The sequence below is a fragment of the Brakhagea slesvicensis genome, from assembly GCF_052161625.1.
GTDB lineage: Bacteria > Planctomycetota > Planctomycetia > Pirellulales > Pirellulaceae > JBKCUI01.
The window spans coordinates 673932-693642 of sequence record NZ_CP197412.1; the positions used below are offsets into that span (position 1 = coordinate 673932).

The following is a 19711-nucleotide window of genomic DNA, read 5'->3' on the forward strand; positions in this document are numbered from 1 at the left end:
ATCTTACGTTGAAAGTCGTTGCCAACTGTGAAAGTCGTTGCTAACTGGGGGCTAGATTGTTGTCGAGGAAAATCCACCGTCAACAACCAAGTTATGGCCTGTGACAAAGGAGGAAGCACTCGAGGAAGCCAGGAAGATCACCGCTCCCGACAACTCATGGGCGTACCCGAATCGGCCAGCCGGCGTATGGTCAATGATCTGCTGGCCACGAGGCGAAAGACTTCCGTCTTGGTTGTAAAGCAAGCCTTGGTTCTGCTCCGCAGGGAAAAATCCGGGGCTAATGCAATTCACTCGAATCCCACGCGGTGCCCATTCCCTCGCCATGAATTGGGTGAAATTGATCACGGCCGCCTTCGCTGCCGAGTAAGCCACCACGCGGGAAAGGGGAACGATTCCGGACATCGATGCGATGTTGATGATGCTCCCTGCACCTCGCACCACCATGGTCTCGCCGAACACTTGGCACGGAAGAATGGTTCCACCGATGAGATTCAAATCGAAGACGCTATTCCAAGCATCGAGGGGGAGCTGGCAAAAATCGTCCCCTGGTTGCAAAGTCGCTTTGGCCTGATTCCCTCCTGCCGCATTGACCAGGATATCGACCGGGCCCAACGTTCGTTCGATGATATCGCGTGCCTTCGTAAGGGACTCGCGTTGGAGCGCATCGGCAGAGTGAAATACGGCTTCGCCTCCCTCTGCTCGAATCTGCTCCGCTCGGTGCATCCCACGCTCGGCGCTCCGACCGAGAATGGCAACCCGAGCCCCGGCATTGCCGAGAGCAGATGCCATCGCTCCACCCAAACTACCGGTCCCTCCAAGGACCACTGCGACTTGGTTCTTCAAATGAAATAAGTTGGGGGTCGACATGGATGTAGCCTTCTCTGTGGAATGGACGAGGGTGGCAACCGGGGGCTAGCGCCCTGCGGTCGATCGCAAATCGAATTTCGGCCGCGACTCGCTAGCGTCCGGTCTTTGAACGGTGCTTAAGTGACTTGTTCTTAACTGAGCTGGTGCTTAACTAATCTGCATTTAACTGCCGAGGATCTCTTTTCGCAGCTGTGCAAGGAGAGTCGTCGCGTGCAGGACCTCGGCCTTCTGACGCTCGGGCTCTTGGGGAATTTCTCGTTCGATCGTTAAAGGCCCCGTGTAACCGATTTCCTTGAGAGCGAGTAGGTACTCGCGGATGTTCACATCACCTTCTCCTAGCGGTACTTCGCGGCCCCATGTCACGCCGGGTTGATCGCTCCAAGTTCCATCCTTGCAGTGAACGCTCCGAACATACTTTCCCACATGCTTTAAAGCGGGAATCGGTTCGCCGGTTCCATAAAGGATCATGTTGGCGGGGTCGAAGTTGATGAACAAATTGTTTCGCGATACATCGTCGATGTAGTGCAACAACGCCTCGGCCGACTCTTGGCCAGTCTCCAAGTGAACGTTTTGTTCATTGTAGGCGGCATGGTCGCACAGCTGGCGCGTTACCTCGATCACGTCGGCATACTCTCGGCAATTGCGATCGTGCGGAACCACCCCGACGTGGAGCCCGATGACGGTGCAACCGAGCAAACGAGTGAAGTCCGATATCTCCTTCATTTCTACCAACCGCGAAGCCCTCGTATCGGGCGGAACCAAGCCGATAGTCTTCTCGACCGTCGGAATGTCCGCGTAACTCTCCCCTTCGAACCCGCCAAAGACGCAAGTCAATTCGATGCCCGCTTCTTCGAGCTTTTTGAGAAAGGATTCCGCGGCGGCTGGGGTCCGGCCTTCGGCGTGGGGGGTATGGAGCTGGATCGAAGGAATACCAAGTTCTCGAGCGACTTCAAGCCGGACACCCAAACCTGCATCAATGCTGGTGAAGACGCCGAGGGACCATGGAGGAAGAGTCATTTCGAATTCCGTTCGGTGGGATGTGGTAATAGAAGGGGGAGAATAGGTGACAGGTCTAGCAAACTCGCTACCCAAGCGACTGCGATCGAGCCATCGCATCCTCGGCCGCTCGAATGAATCGCGTATCCTGTGTTCCCGCCCAAGCTTTTTGATAGGTCACACTCAAAATGGTGAAGTTGAATGCTTCGTTGGGCTCGAGTCTGCAAGCTTCCTCGGCATGCTTGACCGCTGCCAGATGCTCACCGGTCTGGGTGTAAATGCGAGCGAGCGTCAAGTGAGACAGCACGTGATCTGGAGTCTCTTCGATGATGGAAAGGAGGAGCTCCTTCGCCCCATCGACTTGTCCCGAGTCCTTTAGCTTTTCCGCTTCGCGAAATCGTTCGTTGACGGTGGTCATAGTGGTTGAGCAACGGGTGGGAGGGTTCAACTGACGTAAACCGGGATTGTAGCGGAACTCGCTGGAAACGGGATAGGGTTCCAGGGGCGGATTCATGGCGCAACACTCACATTCGCTACATAGAGACGCCCGGCGCAGTCAAGTTTTCTCAATCCCTCGATTCTTCCAAGATTTCCTAAATATTCCAGGCCGCAAAATTTGACTGCTCCTGTTCCTGTCCTAAGTTTCGAGTGGCGTTTTCGAGTTGAGACGCTTGCCGCTACGGTGGCACGGTTGCCCTGGGAAAGCTGAATTCGTGGCGATGAAATCAGACTCCATCTCGAGGGCCAATTTGTTAGTTCTCGGTTCGCCGAGTTTACCTGTCGGAGGGTAGTACCATGAAGAATTTCGCCTTGAAGTTGAAGCGATTCCTGAAGAGTGAAGACGGACCAACCGCGGTGGAATACGCAGTCATGCTGTCGTTGATCATCGTCGTTTGCTTGACCGCTGTTACCAGCATCGGTAAGAACGCAAGCTCGACGTTTACCAACGTTGCAAACCAGTTGGGTACCTAGTTACCCAACCGGCGAGAGTCGCTTGCGATGATTCGCCGGACGTATAGGAGCAATCCTATCCTTGTTGAACACCAACTCCGGGAGTTGCATGGATTGATTCCGTGCAATTCACCGGTTTGGTGCAATGACAGACCAGAAGGAGGCAGCCATGGACCACACGTTTTTACCTGTTGAAGCAATTAGCAGCTTGTGGGAAATGATCTGTTTTGCCGGCACCTTGATGGCTGTCGCCGCCGCGTGGCTCTTCGCACCGCGGTAAGTCTTCGAATTCAAGGCCTCGAAAGTTGATATTGTCGGGAGTGCGTGATGAACGGAAATACTTGGATGGATGGCGTGATTTCAAACTGGCACATTTGGTTTGTTTCCATCGTGTTGGTCGTTGCCGCAGTCATCGACGGTTGGAAGCTAAAAGTTCCGAACTGGATCACCTTTCCCATGATTGCTACCGGCTGGATCTATAGCTACATAGCAGGTGGCTGGCCCGGTCTGGGATGGAGTCTTCTCGCGACCTTCTTTGGCCTCTCTCTCCTCTACGGCCTCTACATGGTCGGCGGGATGGGGGCAGGGGATGTCAAACTCCTCGCCGGTATCGGCGCTTGGGTTCACGCAGAACATACCTGGAATATCTTCGCCGCAACGGCAATCGTCGGCGGAATCATGGCGCTGGCTATGATCGCATACACGGGCCGATGGCGAAAACACTACAACCAATTCAAGATGCTTCTCGGGGAATTCGTAGAAGTCAAAGACGCCGAAGCGCTCTACCAACGTGCCGCCGAACGGAAGTCTCGCATGTTCTTACTTCCCTACGGTATCCCCATGACGATCGCTGCCCTCGGTTACTTTGCCGTCCAAGGCATGTACCTGTAAGACCTTGGGACTTCTCTGCACGAAACATGAGCCTACTTCCAACGCTCGACTGCCCCGGGCAATGGATACTCCACGACCGTGAGAGGTTTTCGCCTTTCACTCCGAATCTCCCAAAGCCGCTGGTAAGCCAACGTTACCGCTTGGGTCCGACTCACCACATACGCGCTGTCTAAATTCTCTTTGGCAAAGAACGCATGGTCGCATCGCACCGGATCGAATCTTGCATCCGCGATAAATTGAGCGAGCGCTGGGATGCACCGAAGATGACAATCTGGCTCTAAGTGCAATAACTCGGGATCGACCTCTCCCAGCACGTAGCGCAAATACAGATCGCTGTCGGTGATGTGCTCGACTTCTTCACCACAAACTTTGCACAAGTACCCTTGATCGCATCGCGCCATCACGGATTCCTAAAGCCCTAACACATCGAACATGCTATACAGGCCGTTTGGTTTTCCAACCAACCACTTGGCCGCTGCAATCGCTCCGGTCGCATAGCAATCGCGGTTGGATGCAGCCACGCGAAGCTCGATGGTCTCCCCCATCATGCCAAACACGATGGTATGCTGCCCCGCATCATCGCCGACGCGGACAGCATGATACCCGATCTCGTTGTGAGGCCTCTTGCCACACAAACCATACCTGCCGTGAACATGCTCGGTAATCCCCATGGCTTGCCCAACCATTTGACCGAACTTCAAAGCCGTTCCGCTGGGACTGTCTTCCTTGAATCGATGATGCCGTTCAATGATCTCGACATCCGCACCGCCACTCACATCCCGCAGCGCTTTGGCCGCGTACTCCACAAGCTTCATGGTGAGATTCACTGCAACACTCATATTCGGGGCATAACAAATCGGGATATGCCGGGCCCCTTCTTCCACCTCGAGAACTTGTGCGGGCGTCAACCCGGTCGACGCGACGACAAGGGGAATCTTCCGCTCCACGCAAGCATGAATGGCGCCTGCACAGCCCTCCGGGGAAGAAAAATCAATCGCCGCATCGGCACGCTCTGGCCATTGGCTCGATAGCGGCAATCCGATTGGCTCCACCCCGGCGTGCGCTCCCGCATCCACGTTCAGATGAAGCGAGTTGGGGCGGACGATGGCTCCGACCAACTTCAACTCTGCGTCACTGGACCCTAACGCAATCAATCTCTTGCCGTTGCGGCCCGAGGCACCATGAATTACCAGCTCCAAAGGAGTCGACATAACAACAAGCCCCGATGTGCGAGGGAAAAGAAAATGCTGGAACGACGCTCGATCCCAAAGCGCCGCAATCCCTTAATGTACCGGAGTTCAGAGGGTAGGCCAGGGGAGTGGCGAGCACCGAAAAAGACGAAGGGCAGCTCTTTCAAGCCGCCCTTCTACTATTTCAGTTACTTTCATGTCGACTTTGGGTCGACAGCATCTGCTTACGAAACCGTATAGGCGGTTTCTGCGTGATCGCTCAAATCCAACCCCATCTTCTCGGAATCCTCAGTGCATCGAAGACCGATGGTGAAGTCGATGAGCTTGAGCAAAATAAAGGAGACAACGCCGGAGTAAACGATGGTCACGGCTACTGCAATCACCTGCTCGGTGACTTGGGCCGAATTGCCATGAATCAACCCCCCTGCCTTGTCGACTCCATAACCCTTCATCGCGAAGATACCGGTCGCAATCGCTCCCCAAATCCCCGCCATCCCGTGAACGCCGAAAACGTCAAGCGAATCGTCGTACTTCATCGCAGGTTTGACATAGGCGACGAAGATGTAGCTGATGATGGTTCCGCCCGCTCCAATGATCAACGCGGAACCGGGAGTCACAAAACCAGCAGCAGGGGTGATCGCAACAAGACCGGCAACGCAGCCCGTGATCATCCCGAGTGCCGTCGCGCGACCATTTCGGATCAATTCGATCATCGACCAAGTAAATCCAGCAGCCGCAGCAGCGATTTGGGTGGTAACGAACGCTCGAACCGCTTGATCGCTCGCTCCCAAAGCCGAACCGCCGTTGAAGCCAAACCAACCAAACCACAACAGACCTGCACCGAGAACGGCAAATGGCAGATTATGCGGTGGTGTGATTTGCGCAGGATATCCGCGGCGAGGTCCGATAACGAGACAGGCCACCAAAGCGGCTACCCCTGCGTTGATGTGTACGACGGTTCCACCTGCGAAGTCGAGCGCTCCGATTGGGGTTGCCGTATCATCGAATGCACCCAAACCAAAAATCGGATGCGCTGGCCCGTACCAAACCCAGTGCGCCACCGGGGAATAAACGATCAACGACCACAGGCCAGTGAACACCAAGAACGCAATAAACTTCATACGCTCTGCGAATGCACCCACAATCAGCGCGGGAGTGATGATCGCGAACATCATCTGGAAAACCATGAACGTTTGTTGGCTAATCCCCAACGTCGCTTCCTTGGCAGGTTGCAACGGTGCGCTTTCGGAAACTCCCGCAAGCATGAAGTGAGTGAGAGGATTACCACTGAATCCTCCGCCAATCTCCTCACCAGAAAACGCGATGCTGTATCCGCAAACCGTCCAGAGGATGGTGATGAGGCACATGCACATGAAACACTGCATTAGAATGCTCAACACATTCTTTCGACCGACCAAGCCTCCGTAGAAGAACGCCAAGCCAGGACTCATCAAAAGGACCAAGGCACAGCTGGTAAGCAGCCACGCTTGATCCCCTTGATTCAACGCAGCCGTCGCCACCACCTCGGTGACTTCCGGCGCTGGTGAAACCGCCGCCTCAACAGGCGCGGGCTCCGCAGGGGCCGCAGCCTCCTGACTTAAAACCAAACCAATGTTGCTTAACGCAAAGCAACCAAACAAAGCGCAATAACTTAAGAACCGAAACATTACTTTCTCCGCCTAGAACTAACGTCTCTCTGGATTCGAGGAACAACCAACCTGGAGAGAGCAAGTCGATCATTCTATCGTTTGTGGCGGCGCAACAATGCACGCCGCGTTGAAGGAAAATCAAATCGATCGATTACTTGTTATGCGAACCTCCTTCAGCACCGTAGGCGTGCATGCCGTGCTCGGACAGATCAAGCCCAACCATCTCATCCTCTGGGGAAACTCGCAACAAACCAATCGCTCGGAGGATCAAGAACAACACCAACATGGTCAGAAACGCCCAAGCGACAATCACCACGGTTCCCGTAATTTGAGCGACCATTGGCTTCCCTCCGAAGATCCCGGCGGCCAAGCATCCCCAAATCCCGCACAACCCGTGAACGGGAAACGCCCCAACCGGATCGTCAATCTTCAATTTTTCCAAGGCGACGATACCAGCGAGCACAACAACTCCCGCAATCGCTCCGATGATCAAGGCGCTCACGTTCGACACACAATCGCAATTCGCGGTGATACCGACCAACCCGCCAAGAATTCCGTTCAACGCCATCGTCAAGTCAGGCTTTCCGAACATTCCCCAAGCAGCAATAAGACAGACAACGCCCCCAGCAGCCGCAGCAAGCGTCGTGTTGGTTGCTACCGTCATCACAACGCCCACGTTCGCGTGGTTGTTGAAGGCCAGCTGACTGCCAGGATTGAACCCATACCAGCCCACCAAAAGGATGAAAACGCCTAGCGTCGCGAGACTCAAATTGTGCCCCGGCATTGGAATGCTTCGTCCATCCTTGGTGAATCGCCCTGTTCGTGCTCCAAGAACGATCGCTCCAGCCAGCGCTGCGAATCCACCACAAGCATGAACGACAACGCTCCCTGCAAAGTCATGGAACCCCATGTCATGGAGGAATCCGTATCCCCATTTCCAAGAGCCGCTCACCGGGTAAACGAACGCCGTGATGACGGCACTGTAAATCAAGTAAGCGATGAACTTCATTCGCCCTGCAACAGCCCCAGAAACGATCGTTGCAGCAGTCGCTGCAAACGCCACTTGGAACAAGAAATCCACCTGCGGGTGCAATGCCGCAGCCCCGTCCCAGGGTGTGATGGCGAAAATGCGATTCTTATCTACTTGGAAGTACTCACCTTCGCCACCATCCGCGGAAAAACCCGGATACATGATCGCGTAGCCAATCGCGAAATAAAGGAGAACTCCAACAGCCAAGTCGAGCGTGTTCTTGCACAGAATATTCACCGCATGCTTGGCTGGGTTCAACCCGACTTCTACCATTGCAAAACCAGCTTGCATCGCGAGTACCAACACCGCGCAAAACATCAAAGTCAAATTGTTGATCGCAAAACTGAAATTCGCGGTCGAGTCATTCTTAGCGTCTGCCGCTGCCTCAGGACTCTCACCCGCCGGGGCAGGCGTTCCCTCAGCCGCCGCTTCGCTCCCCGTCGACTCCACTACCGCCTCGGCGGGAGCGGGTGTGGAGGGCGCGGTGACAACCGGCTGCTCCGAAACCGCATCTTGCGAAATTCCGGACGTACCAAGGCAAACCACCCCGAGTACGAGACCTAAAATAAATCGACTCATCTGCATCTCCGCCTTCGAGCAACATTCTCTCACGGTGCGTAAATTCGTTGCGCGGGTGCGGAGAGATTACGCATCCCGGGCCAACTCCCGCTGATAGCAAAAAGGAGGCCATTCAATGGGGTGTAAACCGCCGTTTGCGCAAAGGCCAGCATTTTTGAAGGCCAAAAAATTGAAAAAACTTTCAAACTTAATGGACAATTCCACGGGTGCGCAAAAAAGAGGCGACGGCTGAAAAGCCTAGCAACATACACACAACTCACGCTGGGGAGGCGAAACCCTCCTTGAACGACCTTTAGCGACCGTCTGCGGAACACTACCCGAATCAGGGGCGGGTCATTTGCCCTCAGCGCGACATTTCCCTTCCGCCAATTGACTGTCTATTCGTTAGGCAACCGCCGAAAACACCGGAGTTTTGGGGAGGCTGACCGATAGGGAATGGCGCATTTTCGTTCGATCGCTCGACGAGGATCGCTGTATAGAGATCGGGGTACGGCTGATCGCTCTTGGGTCATCCGCGCAGGGGCTCCCGGACAGTCCGGTTGTCGGAACGGGGGGATGCGTTAGCTGCGAGTTTCAATCCCGCCACTCGGCACTCTCAACTTTTTTGCAAATTACGACTCGTCAGGATTTCAAAGACCGATTATTATCTCGCCTCCCATTTTTCAGTTGTTGACGGAGAAGTAAAACAGTGTCGGTACGAATTCGAATGAAGCGATTGGGTCGCAAGAACCGCCCCTTCTATCGTTTGTGCGCAATTGATCAACGAAGTCCTCGCGACGGCCGCGTCTTGGAAGAGCTGGGCCACTATGATCCGATGTGCAAGGAAGTGGATGCCCGTGCAATCCTCAAGGGCGAGCGAATCGACTATTGGTTGAGCGTTGGCGCCCAACCCAGCGAGAATGCAGTCGTTTTGATCGCCAAATACGGGTCCAAAGGGACGCATTTGGATAAACAATCCGATGCCCTGACTCGCCTTGGTCGCAAGCCGGTAGCTGCTGCTCAGAGCTAGGTTCTCTCCAGGCTCTGCACAAATACCAACATCCGGTCTCGATCGATGCCTGTGTAGCAACTGGTCTCCGACCGGTGGATTGGCTACAGTCGGCCTCAGACCGGCAGTCGTAGTGCATAGAACGAAGGCCTCCCGACATTTTCAGGGGGCTAGCTCGGTTATGCTCCGTGCGTTCCGTTTGCAGCTCGTTCTACAATCTCGCCCCGACGCACGAGCTTTCCGCTCGTGCTTTTGTTTTTTTGGGTCGGTATCACGATGCTTCGGATCGACATCATCACCCTCTTCCCCCAGATCTTTTCGGGGTATCTCACGCAGAGTTTGCTCGCCAAAGCCATTACCAAGGGTTTGATCGAGATCGTTGTCCACGATTTGCGGCATTGGTCGACCGATACCAAGCACCGCAAGATCGATGATCGGCCCTACGGGGGAGGTCCGGGGATGCTGATCTGCGTCGAACCGGTGGTCCATTGCGTCGAAGAGGTCCAGCGGATGGCCGACCAACCTGGACTCGTTGTACTCCTCACCCCGCAAGGCGAACCGCTTCGACAACCTCGCGTGGAGAGCATGGCGCAGTCAGGCCGCATCCTCCTGTTATGTGGGCGATACGAAGGCTTCGACCAACGGGTGATTGACATCCTCCAACCGTTCGAACTGAGTGTAGGCGACTATGTCCTCAACGGGGGCGAAGTCGCTGCGATGATTGTCGTCGACTCCACCGTACGGATGATTCCTGGCGTGCTCGGAGACGAGCAAAGTTCCTGGGATGACTCGTTCTCACGCGGCAATCGGCTGCTGGAGTTTCCGCAATACACCAGACCGCCAGAATTCCGCGGACACCCTGTTCCCGAAGTCCTTCTCAGCGGCGATCATGGAAAGATTGCCGCTTGGCGAGAGGACCAGTCCCGCCAAAAAACTCTGCATCGGCGCAGCGACTTGTTCAAGCCCCCTACCTGACATGAGTTGTCTATGAAGCCTTCGTTTCCGATCCCCGAACCCAATTCGGTTTGGGAGCATTTCTTCGATCTTGTAGCAATCCCTCGTCCTTCCAAAAACGAAGGTGCAGCGATCGATCACATCGAAAAGTGGGCCTTGAAGCTGGGCCGGACCGCTAAGCGGGATGGCGTGAACAACCTGTGCGTCCACGTCCCCGCAGCGCGCAAGACTGCAGCTCCCCCTGTAATCCTGCAATGCCATGTCGATATCGTTTCGGTGACCGAGGAAGGAAACTCGCAGGGTGCGGACGCTGCCCATGGAAAGATCCCCCTGGAACGCGGAGAAGTCGATCCGAAGCGGGAGAAACGGCTGATTCCCAATCCAACCGGCGATTGGATCAATGCCCCCTACACGACGCTGGGCGCGGACAATGGTATCGGCGTCGCCATGATGATGGCGCTAGCCGAAAAGCACGACCTCCCTGTCCCGCTTGAACTCCTTTTCACCGTCGACGAAGAAGCGGGAATGACCGGTGCTATCGGCATGGACCCGGCCAAACTCGGACTCACCGGTAAACTCCTTCTCAACATCGATACCGAGGAAGACGACGAGATCACGATCGGATCGGCCGGAGGTCGCGATGTCGAAGTCCAATGGGACGGCGGCTGGGAATCGGTCTCGCAACAGGGAGAACTCTGCCTCGTTCAGCTGAAGATCGATGGTCTTAAAGGGGGGCACTCCGGAATCGAGATCAATCAAGGTCGCGCGAACGCCAACCGATTGGTCGCTCGCATCCTGCATGCGATTCAATCCCACTCCCCCATTCAGTTATCCGATTGGCAAGGAGGAAGCCGTCGCAACGCGATTCCAGACAAAAGCGTCGTCCGTTTTGTTATGGGTAAAAACGCGTTTTCGGCCGCGAAGAATGCCGCGAAGATAATTGTCGAAAGCTTCGATCGATTGTACTCGCATCGCGACAACCCGATTCACTTTCACATGGAAACCAGCGAGCTGCCCCAAGACCTGGCTGTGCTATCGACAGTCCACTCAGCCCTCTTCCTTCGAATGGCTCAGAGCATTCCGACGGGCATCTGCGAGATGACTCCCGAGCTCCCTGTGTTGGTCGAGTCGTCGTGCAACATGGCGATCATCGAATTGGGTCCGAACAAGCCGGGACGAATAGTCTGTAGCGTTCGAGGCACGACCCCGGAGGCGCTGTCCGATGTTTCGGATTCTATCGTCGCGATCGCAGAATTGGCCAACGCAAAGACCTTGGTCGCGGACGGTTACCCCGGTTGGAAACCCCAATTGGATTCCCCGCTCCTTCAAGCCGCAGTCACATCCTACGAACGCTTGTTCGGTGAAACGCCGAAAGTACATGCCGTACATGCCGGTCTAGAATGCGGTCTCTTGGTGGAGAAGATCCCGGGTCTCCACGCCATCTCGCTTGGGCCAACCATCAAGGGGAACCACGCCGTCGGAGAGCGAGTTAGCATTTCGTCGGTCGCCAAGTCCTACCGATATGTAGAAGCCATCCTCGAAAGCCTCAGCGCGAGTAGCGAGTAGCGAGTAGCGAGGGGCGAGTAGCGAGTGGCGAGTGGCGAGTGGCGAGTGGCGAGGGGCGAGGGGCGAGGGGCCAATGTAGAGCCGTCGTCCTCGACGGCTTCCCCCCGCTTGCATGCTATCGGCGAATCGACTAGCCCGATAACGCGAAAGTGAGTGGTGAATAGCAAACGGTCCCCGACCGGCGTGGGTCTTTTGGCTGAAGGGCATGCACACCGTAGCCTAGAGCAACGCCCTAGGACCAACGCCACCACACGGCTCTTTTGGCTGAAAGCCATCAACAAAACCGTCGTACGCCACCACGCCTTCGACCGGATGCAAGATCGTCGCCCATTTGGTACCCCCCGGAATCGTGACGGTTCGGGCGAGGCCATTTTGTGTATGGCCTTCAGCCAAAAGAAACCGTCGAGACGACGGTTCTATAATCGATCCTGAGAGGATCAAAGCTTGTAGCCGGGGGTTGAGCGCGAGCGACACCCCCGGTCCCCCCCACACCCTCTTCTATCCCGAAGGGATTAAAGCAATGCGATGGCTTGATCGAGATTGTTGTTCCTCCTTGCGATAGAACGCATCTCGATTAACAACACGAAGATGTTCAGGCGTGCGGCTTGCATCCCGTCGGGATGCTCAATCCTTGGGGAATCCACCGGGGGTATCGCATACGCTCAACCCCCGGCTAATGGCTCGAGTCCTTTCAGGACAAAAAGAGAAGAACGTTCGACATTACGCCTCGCCCCATGCCCCATGCCCCATGCCCCATGCCCCATGCCCCATGCTCCCTGCTCCCTGCTCCCTGCTCCCTGCTCCCTGCTCCCTGCTCCCTGCTCCCTGCCCCCTGCTCCCTGCCCCCTGCTCCCTGCTCCCTGCTCCCTGCTCCCTGCTCCCTGCTCCCTGCTCCCTGCTCCCTGCTCCCTGCTCCCTGCTCCCTGCTCCCTGCTCCCTGCTCCCTGCTCCCTGCCCCATGCTCCATGCTCCATGCTCCCTGCCCCATGCTCCCTGCCCCATGCCCCTCGCCCTATGCTCCCTGCTCCCTGCTCCCTGCTCCATGCTCCATGCTCCATGCTCCATGCTCCTCGCCTCTCACTTCTCCGAAACCCAAGGCTGGGCGAGGGGTTATCATGCATTGCGTCGAATTCGGTCGTTGCATGGGTTGCAGCGGTCTTCCTATGCCATGCGCGGAGTGACTTGTCCATGCATCGAAAAATTGCTTCCTACCAGCGTTTCTCTTCCCGATCCTGGCTTTCCGTCGCTTCCCTAGGGATTTTGCTCGCGTCCCCACTCCCTTCAAACGCCAAAGACTATTTCCTCGTCATCGGTGGGGGCCCCAACAAAGAGCAGAATCAAGCCTCCATGGAGGCCAACGTTTTGTTCCTCAATAAAGTTCTTGCAACCAAAGCCTCCGCTGACCGCGACGTCTCCATTTTCTTCGCGGATGGCAACAATCCCGACGCCGACTTGCAAGTCATCGCTCCTTCCGCCCCCTCCAACACCCCAGTGCTCGATCTTCTCCGCCGTCTTCACCGCCGGGGCCCAGCCGCCTCGTCGCAAACAATCGAATACCGGAATCACACTGTTCCCGAGGTCCAGGGTTCGACCCATGTCCGGCGACTGGAGCGGGCCATTCGAAACATCGGCTCGCAAGTCCAAACGGGGGATCGCGTCTTCCTGTATGTCACCGCCCACGGTTCTGCAGGCCCTCGAAGCAATCCCCATAACACCCGGATCGCGTGCTGGGGGAGCAGCCTGCCTGTTTCGCAATTGATGGAGTGGCTCGACGATTACCCCAAAGATGTCCCCGTTATTTCGATGATGGCGCAATGCTACGCGGGCGGGTTCGCGAACATCATCTTCGACGACATCTCCGAGCGAATGAAACCGACCGACCACCTTCGCGTCGGTTTCTACGCCCAACAATACGATCTGCAAGCAGCAGGCTGCCGCCCGGATATCGAGCGGGACGAGGAGTTCAGCAGCTACTTCTGGGGTGCGATCTACGGAGAAATGCGAAATGGAACACCTATCCATAACGCGGATCTCGATGGGGATGAACGCGTCTCGTTTGAAGAGGCCTTCGTTTACACGGTCTGCTACGGAGATACCATCGATATTCCACTTCGGGGTAGCGACTTGTTCCTGCGTGCATGGAGTCGTATCCCAGATTACACTCTGGCACGAGACCGCTATCGTCGAAACGGTCCGGCTGCCGCGCGTGATGATGACGCGAAGGGATCCGATCAGGAATCCGATGGGGACCTCGACACCGAATCCAATTCGACGATCGATATGGGAGACCTACAGCGTTTCGAAGGCACCTTTGCCAAGTGGATGGCGGAAACCTCGCGTTCGCATCAACGCGTGATTGAAGAACTGTGTCGATCGCTGGAAATCGATCTCGACGAGCGGATTGAAAACCTTGCAGATCGTTTGGACTCCTACCGACGCAGCAGTCGCAATTTTGGTCCTAACCGCAGGGGAAGATTCAATTCTGGGCGCCGCGAATTGCTTGAGGCCATCGCGCAGGAATTACCCGATTTGAAAGATCCTGATGCTTGGGAACAATCCGAAGCGTTGAACGAACGGGACCAAATGACTTGGATGGCGGACATCGAAATGCTCCCGGAATACGCGACGTATCAAAAACGGATGGAAGAGAGAAAAAGAGCGGACTCGATCGGAGAAGAGAACGAGCTGCAAAGCGTGAAGTATCGAAGGCTGATTGAGACCTTAGAAACGATTCTGCTTGAGAAAAACTTGCCTCGGGTTGCACCCGCCGAAGTCCAAGAACGTTACGCATCGATGCGGGCACTGGAATCGGTCGACCTGATTCCGCCACCGATCACACAGGTAACTCCATAACGATGACAGCACCATGCGCTTTGGGATGTCGGTGTTCGGTATTGCCCACGTAGATCTTCCCCGCATGCGCCTCCACAAGCCGATTGCAGATCGCCATACCAAGCCCCGTGCCCTTTGTTTTGGTCGTATAGAACGGCTCGAAGATGCGTCGCCTCTGTTCTTCATCTAAGCCGGGGCCGTCGTCAGTAAAAGCGACTTGGAGGTACTGCTGCGTACCATGTCGAATCGGTCGGCAGGTTGTGTAAAGAACGCTATTGGTTGAAATAACCGCTAACGAATTTTCATAGATGTTGCGAATGACTTGCGAAATTCGCCCCGCGTCGCAGTAAATCGCCGGGCAGGTTTCGCAGTTCAGGACCAGTTTGGCCTGCAATGGGGTCCATACCTCGCTCAGATTGTTCCAGACGTCCAGGCAAAGTTCGGAAACGATTTGCCTCGTTTTTCCCAACTGAATCGGAGCAGCGTAACTCCGGACTTCCTCATAAAGTGTCTGCAGTTCCACCAACGCCGACCGCGTACGCCGGACCAGGTCCTGTTGCTCAGGCGCGGTTTGCAGATCGAGGTCGAGCATATCCAAACAAGCTCGCGAGCGCTGCAGGGCATTGCGGCTTTCGTGGGCCAACCCGGTTACCATTTGTCCAATCGCAGCCAATCGCTCGCTTTGAATCAACCGCAATTGAGCGTCGAGCAGATCCGCCTCGTTCTGCTGCCGCTCGGTCATATCCCGCATGATCCCGGTATAAAGAATTCGCTCCCCCACACGCACTTCGCTGATCGCCAAATCGATCGGTATCAGGCTCCCGTCGGCTCGCTGCCCAAGTACTTGCCGACCGATACCGATAATTTTTCGTTTGCCAGTGTCGTTGTAGGTTTGCACATACCCATCGTGACGAGAACGATCCGGCTCGGGCATCAAGACGGAAACATTCTGGTTGATCAAATCCTGTGGCTTGTAGCCGAATAGCTTCTCCACCGATCGATTCGCATGCAGAATCTTGCCCCGCGCGTCGATGGTTACGATCGCATCCACCGCGGTGTTCAAAACCGCATCGAGCAACGCGGAATCCAATTCATTGGGGTGTTCATTTTTCAATGTCATACGCTTGCCACAAACCTCTGATTCCCATCCAACCCATGAACGAACCAATTTGTCTGTCGCGCTCGGCGCGGCGGACACCGGTCTAAGACCGGTTATTGCCGGCTGGCTATTCCGCCCCCAACCATCCAGGCTTGACCGCTTCGACGACTGCTAACGTTGCTTTGCGACTGGCTTCGTCCCAGATCATCCCCTCAGGCGGCTCGCATTTCCCCCGCAAAATAGCGCTCACCTTCTCCCGAACATGCTCCATCACCGGTGAAGGTAATGCATCGAACTGTTCGCTCAAAATCAGATAGCTGCACCGGTGCTGAAAAAGCCTCGTCTGGCAGTTCAACTGGTATAGAGAACGCCCCTGGGAATCGAAAGGACCGCGTTTGGTAAACCGCTCGCGGAAAGCACTATCCTCACCCACGGCCGTTTCAAGCGGGAATTCTTCTGCGAAAAGCAACCCCTTGACCAATTCATCTCCGGCCGAAGCGATCCGTCTTTTTGTCGAATCGCTTCGATGATCGGAAGGTCGGTTCAACGCTTGGTTCATGGCGGCGTCCAAGTGGAGGGCCATCCTGGTTTCGTAATTGGCCCGAGTGATGAGGTTATGAACGCGGGTCTGATGCTCCATCACCATCAATGCGACGATATCGCTGGTCGACCGGAGATAGGGCTCCGTATCGATGGTCTTCGCAAGAGTCGACCAATTGGCACCCGCGTCCGGATTGACAAGCTCCGGGTTCTGGCGATCGAGAGCAAAGAGGTTACCCAAATGCCGCATCTCACCATGCTTGCCCGTGACATACCAGCCACCCCATCGTTGGATGAATGGACTGCGATGATCGGTCACGAAACTCGACGCTCCCGAACGAGGACGCCCGGCCTTGTCCGGATAAATCGATCTTACCAACACACCGGGTACCCGTTCGGTTCGCGTCGTAGCATGGCATGACAAACACTGTCCGCGATCTCGAATAATGGTCGGGTACTCGTCGTCGCTGTTGTCCTCCTGCCTCCCGTCTTTCTCCGATTCTCCGTCCGACGTGGGAGCCTCGAACGTATAAAAGACACACCCCAACTGCGGGTCGATCGCGGTCAATTCAATGATCGAACTACCCTGAACATACCCCACATAGACGGAATCGTTGAAGTAAATAGCGCGAGGAGTACGAGGTGAAATGTGGTTGATTTGAAGACTCGTCTTGGAGAACACCAAACATTGCGACTCAACAGGAACCCGCAGCGCATCGAGCAACGGTCGCAGGTACTCTCCATTTTCGTCCGGTTCCAATTTCCGATTTCCGCTCTCCATCTCTTTCCATAGAAGGGCGACTGGGTCTTTGGATTCGCTATCGTAGTACGAAATAGGGGCATGCTCAAATTCGTCGCCGGATCGAGCGATCGGGGCAAAGAATGCGACGAGACAAGCGGCGATGGAGAGGGATCGCAGTCGTTTCATGATTCGTTATCGTCCTGCAGAATGCGGAGGGAGGGGGACTCAAGGTCGTCGTACTGACCACTTCGAATGCAATACAAGCATCCAATCAGACCAGCGGCCCCAAGCAAAATGGCGGCGGGAAGGGCGATATACAAAACGCTCATGGGGACTCCATTGCGGTTCGCGTAGAAATCTTGCTTCGAAAGGCGCGGCTTTGAAAGGCCATAGCCAACACGGTGATGCCACTTAATGGCATAAACAACGCTGCGACGAGTGGATGAATCCATCCTCCCATGGCTAACGAAATCGTAATCGAATTGTAGAGAAGCGATGCGATAAAACAGCCGCGAATGCCTAGCACAACCTGCTTGGACGCAGACAACAAATCGACGACCGAAGTAAGCTTCTGACTGGCTATGTAAATCGGTGCGATAGCGAGCGATTGCTCGCTGTTCCCTCGCACAGCGATCCCGACATCCGCTGCGGCCAAAGCCGCTGCATCATTCACACCATCGCCGACCATGACCACAACCCCTTCCCCCGATCGCTTGCTCTTTTCAATTCTTGCAAGCTTCTCTTCGGGGGATTGCTCTCCTAGGACCTCGTCGATTCGAACTCCATGCTCTCGCAAATTCTCCGCAATCGAAGCGACGACACTGCGATGATCGCCGGATAGGATTCCAAGCTTCCAGCCCAGACCTTGGATCCCTCGCAACGATGCCACCGCATCGGGCCGCAACGCATCTCCCATCGCAAACACGCCGACGATGTCCTGATCGACCACGGCATAGACGGTCGATTGACCTCGGTTGGCAATCTTCTGAACCGCCTCCACAAGGCCGGGGGGGACTGGAAAGCCAAGCTGGTTCATCCAGCGAGCATTTCCCACCGCGACGAAGATTCCGTTCACGCGGCATTTCGTCCCAAACCCCTGCACTTGTTCGGACTCGGTCACTCGAAGCGGCTCATTTGTCTCCTCCAAGGCGTCGGCATAGCGAAGGATCGCAGCCGCCATCGGATGATTCACCTTCCCCTCCGCCGCGGCAATCATTGGAATCCAACGATCGTCTCCAATCCAACCGTGGACATGCACTCGCCCGAGCGTCAACGTCCCCGTCTTGTCGAGCCATAACATCCCAGGCCGCGCGAGCTTCTCCAAACAGATCCCATCTCGTATCCAAATTTGTCTCTTGGCCGCGCGGCCCAACGCAATCGTGATGACCAAGGGTGCTGCCAAGGCCAACGCGCACGGACAAGCGATCGTGAGAAGCGCCATGGTATGCTGCGTGGCAACCGTCCCGTTCACAACCCACGCCCACCCACACCACGTTCCCACCGCAAGCATCAAGACGACGATGACAAACCATTTCCCAACTTTGTCAGCCGCTTGAATCCAAGGAGTTTCATAGGTGGTCGCATCGCGCACCATCGCCATAAGCTTTCCTACCCGACTCTTCCCACCCGCCGCCTCGACAAGGACTTCTAATGGCGAAGTAAGATTCATGGTTCCCCCCACCACGCGCTCGCCCAAATGGATCGGCACGGGCAACGTCTCGCCGGTAAGGAGGGATGTGTCGAGTTGACTCTCTCCTAAAACGACGATCCCGTCCGCGGGGATGACCTCCCCTGGATCGATTTGCACCCGATCCCCCGTTTGCAATCGGCTGGCAGGAACGGGGACAAATCGCCCTCCCTCGACCAGCTTCTTGGCGATATGGGTGTTCCAACGCAACAGTCGACTGATGGAGTGTCGCGCCTGCGACTGCGCTCGAAACTGCAAGTAACGCCCGACCCTCAATAGCAACACCAGCGAGGCCAACGAATCGAAGTACATATGTCCAGAACCATTCCATGCACCGACCAACGATCCAATCGTCCCGATGGCTAGCGAGATCGCGACGGGAATGTCGACATGCGGAATTCGATTGCGGACCGCATGCCACGCCGTCTGAAAGAAAATGCCACCGGGGAACGCTGCAGCCAACAACCCTAGAATCGCTCCCACCCAACGGAGAAATGCTTCGTTCTCCCGCGAAATACCGGTCGCCTCTCCTGCATAAAGCGAGATCCCGATCCACATCGCATTCGCTGCGAGAAAGGCAGCTAACGCAATCCCTATCCAATGCTCTCGTTGCCTTTGAATGACTTCCGTATCGAACTCGGGATCGTCTTGCCAAGGACTCAACGGATAGCCGAGCCGAGCCAATCGACTGGCCACACGCGCGACAGACGTTTGCTCGGGATCGTAAATGAGCTCGACCGAATGATCGCTCATTCGCACCCGAGCGGAATGAAGCCCAGGGATGCTCGGTTGCATCCGCTCAATCAACCAAGAACAAGCGGCGCAATGAAGCCCCTCAACATTCAATCGCACACAATCCATCCCGCCGGGCAAATGCTGAACCTCAACCCCCGCAGCTTGCAAATCTGCCAACGCCGCAACCTGCTGCTCCGACTCACGAACGTAATCGCCAGCCGCTTGGGGACGCAGGGCATAATAATCCTCGAGCCCCATCTCATGGATGAGTGCAAACGCCCCCCGGCATCCATTGCAACAAAACGCTCTTTCCCCCTCTCCCACCGGTTGCGATGGCAAACCGCAATGGGCGCAGGGAACCGAAGCAGCTTGATGCTTCTTTTTCAAGGTGTTTTGTCCCACGTTCACCATCAAT

General features: G+C 55.7%; 19 protein-coding genes. 7 read left to right on the forward strand and 12 right to left on the reverse strand.

Annotation, left to right across the window (positions count from 1 at the left end):
- Window positions 1-51: 51 nt before the first annotated feature.
- The 3 genes from SH467x_RS02605 to SH467x_RS02615 form a co-directional block, all read right to left on the reverse strand.
- Entirely contained in the window at window positions 52-867 is an 816-nt protein-coding gene (locus SH467x_RS02605) for an SDR family oxidoreductase (RefSeq protein ID WP_482369738.1), read from the reverse strand.
- 162 nt (window positions 868-1029) lie between these two features.
- Window positions 1030-1884 (reverse strand): sugar phosphate isomerase/epimerase family protein, encoded by an 855-nt coding sequence (locus SH467x_RS02610; RefSeq protein WP_482369739.1) that lies wholly within the window; start codon window positions 1882-1884, stop codon window positions 1030-1032.
- Between the two features lie 67 nt (window positions 1885-1951).
- Entirely contained in the window at window positions 1952-2281 is a 330-nt protein-coding gene (locus SH467x_RS02615) for a tetratricopeptide repeat protein (RefSeq protein WP_482369740.1), read from the reverse strand.
- 377 nt (window positions 2282-2658) lie between these two features.
- Between SH467x_RS02615 and SH467x_RS02620 the strand changes: the two genes are divergently transcribed.
- From SH467x_RS02620 to SH467x_RS02630, 3 genes are all read left to right on the forward strand, one after another.
- Window positions 2659-2835 (forward strand): Flp family type IVb pilin, encoded by a 177-nt coding sequence (locus SH467x_RS02620; RefSeq protein WP_482369741.1) that lies wholly within the window; start codon window positions 2659-2661, stop codon window positions 2833-2835.
- A 124-nt stretch (window positions 2836-2959) separates the two neighbouring features.
- A complete protein-coding gene (locus SH467x_RS02625; protein WP_256388124.1) occupies window positions 2960-3094 on the forward strand; it encodes a hypothetical protein in 135 nt (44 codons plus the stop codon).
- Between the two features lie 47 nt (window positions 3095-3141).
- A complete protein-coding gene (locus SH467x_RS02630) occupies window positions 3142-3705 on the forward strand; it encodes an A24 family peptidase (RefSeq protein ID WP_482369742.1) in 564 nt (187 codons plus the stop codon).
- A 32-nt stretch (window positions 3706-3737) separates the two neighbouring features.
- On the opposite strand, the gene SH467x_RS02635 is transcribed toward SH467x_RS02630, so the two are convergent.
- The 4 genes from SH467x_RS02635 to SH467x_RS02650 form a co-directional block, all read right to left on the reverse strand.
- Window positions 3738-4106 (reverse strand): hypothetical protein, encoded by a 369-nt coding sequence (locus SH467x_RS02635; protein WP_482369743.1) that lies wholly within the window; start codon window positions 4104-4106, stop codon window positions 3738-3740.
- Window positions 4107-4115: 9 nt separating this feature from the next.
- Window positions 4116-4916, reverse strand: a complete 801-nt coding sequence (gene dapB, locus SH467x_RS02640) for a 4-hydroxy-tetrahydrodipicolinate reductase (protein WP_482369744.1) — start codon at window positions 4914-4916, stop codon at window positions 4116-4118.
- A gap of 203 nt (window positions 4917-5119) precedes the next feature.
- On the reverse strand, window positions 5120-6562 hold the full coding sequence (locus tag SH467x_RS02645; RefSeq protein ID WP_482369745.1) for an ammonium transporter: 1443 nt from the start codon (window positions 6560-6562) through the stop codon (window positions 5120-5122).
- A 133-nt stretch (window positions 6563-6695) separates the two neighbouring features.
- Window positions 6696-8153 carry an ammonium transporter gene (locus SH467x_RS02650; RefSeq protein WP_482369746.1) on the reverse strand — a complete coding sequence of 486 codons (1458 nt, stop codon included), beginning with the start codon at window positions 8151-8153 and terminating at the stop codon, window positions 6696-6698.
- Window positions 8154-8841: 688 nt separating this feature from the next.
- Between SH467x_RS02650 and rpsP the strand changes: the two genes are divergently transcribed.
- From rpsP to pepD, 3 genes are all read left to right on the forward strand, one after another.
- On the forward strand, window positions 8842-9162 hold the full coding sequence (rpsP, locus tag SH467x_RS02655; protein ID WP_482369747.1) for a 30S ribosomal protein S16: 321 nt from the start codon (window positions 8842-8844) through the stop codon (window positions 9160-9162).
- 255 nt (window positions 9163-9417) lie between these two features.
- Entirely contained in the window at window positions 9418-10116 is a 699-nt protein-coding gene (gene trmD / locus SH467x_RS02660; protein WP_482369748.1) for a tRNA (guanosine(37)-N1)-methyltransferase TrmD, read from the forward strand.
- Window positions 10117-10128: 12 nt separating this feature from the next.
- Complete coding sequence (pepD, locus tag SH467x_RS02665) at window positions 10129-11661, forward strand: beta-Ala-His dipeptidase (RefSeq protein WP_482369749.1); 1533 nt, start codon at window positions 10129-10131, stop codon at window positions 11659-11661.
- A 720-nt stretch (window positions 11662-12381) separates the two neighbouring features.
- Here pepD and SH467x_RS02670 read toward each other — a convergent pair.
- Window positions 12382-12726 (reverse strand): hypothetical protein, encoded by a 345-nt coding sequence (locus SH467x_RS02670; protein ID WP_482369750.1) that lies wholly within the window; start codon window positions 12724-12726, stop codon window positions 12382-12384.
- A gap of 123 nt (window positions 12727-12849) precedes the next feature.
- On the opposite strand from SH467x_RS02670, the gene SH467x_RS02675 reads away from it, so the two are divergent.
- Window positions 12850-14514 carry a hypothetical protein gene (locus SH467x_RS02675; RefSeq protein ID WP_482369751.1) on the forward strand — a complete coding sequence of 555 codons (1665 nt, stop codon included), beginning with the start codon at window positions 12850-12852 and terminating at the stop codon, window positions 14512-14514.
- Here the strand turns inward: SH467x_RS02675 and SH467x_RS02680 are convergent.
- From SH467x_RS02680 to SH467x_RS02695, 4 genes are all read right to left on the reverse strand, one after another.
- Window positions 14495-15613 carry a two-component system sensor histidine kinase NtrB gene (locus SH467x_RS02680; RefSeq protein ID WP_482369752.1) on the reverse strand — a complete coding sequence of 373 codons (1119 nt, stop codon included), beginning with the start codon at window positions 15611-15613 and terminating at the stop codon, window positions 14495-14497. The two genes, SH467x_RS02675 and SH467x_RS02680, sit on opposite strands and share 20 nt — an antisense overlap.
- Before the next feature lie 106 nt (window positions 15614-15719).
- Window positions 15720-17060: a hypothetical protein gene (locus tag SH467x_RS02685; RefSeq protein ID WP_482369753.1), complete on the reverse strand. Its 1341-nt coding sequence runs from the start codon at window positions 17058-17060 to the stop codon at window positions 15720-15722.
- Window positions 17057-17203, reverse strand: coding sequence for a cbb3-type cytochrome oxidase assembly protein CcoS (gene ccoS / locus SH467x_RS02690; RefSeq protein ID WP_146676051.1), 147 nt, complete (start codon window positions 17201-17203; stop codon window positions 17057-17059). The genes SH467x_RS02685 and ccoS overlap by 4 nt, the downstream gene beginning before the upstream one ends.
- Complete coding sequence (locus SH467x_RS02695; RefSeq protein WP_482371333.1) at window positions 17200-19707, reverse strand: heavy metal translocating P-type ATPase; 2508 nt, start codon at window positions 19705-19707, stop codon at window positions 17200-17202. The genes ccoS and SH467x_RS02695 overlap by 4 nt, the downstream gene beginning before the upstream one ends.
- Between the last annotated feature and the right edge of the window lie 4 nt (window positions 19708-19711).

Excerpts from the sequence above, each read along its gene's own strand:
- pepD (WP_482369749.1), top strand. The coding sequence starts at position 10,129 with ATGAAGCCTTCGTTTCCGATCCCCGAACCCAATTCGGTTTGGGAGCAT.
- SH467x_RS02620 (WP_482369741.1), top strand. The coding sequence starts at position 2,659 with ATGAAGAATTTCGCCTTGAAGTTGAAGCGATTCCTGAAGAGTGAAGAC.
- SH467x_RS02685 (WP_482369753.1), bottom strand. The coding sequence starts at position 17,060 with ATGAAACGACTGCGATCCCTCTCCATCGCCGCTTGTCTCGTCGCATTC.
- SH467x_RS02680 (WP_482369752.1), bottom strand. The coding sequence starts at position 15,613 with ATGACATTGAAAAATGAACACCCCAATGAATTGGATTCCGCGTTGCTC.
- dapB (WP_482369744.1), bottom strand. The coding sequence starts at position 4,916 with ATGTCGACTCCTTTGGAGCTGGTAATTCATGGTGCCTCGGGCCGCAAC.
- SH467x_RS02675 (WP_482369751.1), top strand. The coding sequence starts at position 12,850 with ATGCATCGAAAAATTGCTTCCTACCAGCGTTTCTCTTCCCGATCCTGG.
- SH467x_RS02650 (WP_482369746.1), bottom strand. The coding sequence starts at position 8,153 with ATGAGTCGATTTATTTTAGGTCTCGTACTCGGGGTGGTTTGCCTTGGT.
- SH467x_RS02670 (WP_482369750.1), bottom strand. The coding sequence starts at position 12,726 with ATGGAGCATGGAGCATGGAGCATGGAGCAGGGAGCAGGGAGCAGGGAG.
- SH467x_RS02630 (WP_482369742.1), top strand. The coding sequence starts at position 3,142 with ATGAACGGAAATACTTGGATGGATGGCGTGATTTCAAACTGGCACATT.
- SH467x_RS02625 (WP_256388124.1), top strand. The coding sequence starts at position 2,960 with ATGACAGACCAGAAGGAGGCAGCCATGGACCACACGTTTTTACCTGTT.
- SH467x_RS02605 (WP_482369738.1), bottom strand. The coding sequence starts at position 867 with ATGTCGACCCCCAACTTATTTCATTTGAAGAACCAAGTCGCAGTGGTC.
- SH467x_RS02695 (WP_482371333.1), bottom strand. The coding sequence starts at position 19,707 with ATGGTGAACGTGGGACAAAACACCTTGAAAAAGAAGCATCAAGCTGCT.
- trmD (WP_482369748.1), top strand. The coding sequence starts at position 9,418 with ATGCTTCGGATCGACATCATCACCCTCTTCCCCCAGATCTTTTCGGGG.
- SH467x_RS02645 (WP_482369745.1), bottom strand. The coding sequence starts at position 6,562 with ATGTTTCGGTTCTTAAGTTATTGCGCTTTGTTTGGTTGCTTTGCGTTA.
- ccoS (WP_146676051.1), bottom strand. The coding sequence starts at position 17,203 with ATGAGCGTTTTGTATATCGCCCTTCCCGCCGCCATTTTGCTTGGGGCC.
- SH467x_RS02635 (WP_482369743.1), bottom strand. The coding sequence starts at position 4,106 with ATGGCGCGATGCGATCAAGGGTACTTGTGCAAAGTTTGTGGTGAAGAA.
- SH467x_RS02610 (WP_482369739.1), bottom strand. The coding sequence starts at position 1,884 with ATGACTCTTCCTCCATGGTCCCTCGGCGTCTTCACCAGCATTGATGCA.
- SH467x_RS02615 (WP_482369740.1), bottom strand. The coding sequence starts at position 2,281 with ATGACCACCGTCAACGAACGATTTCGCGAAGCGGAAAAGCTAAAGGAC.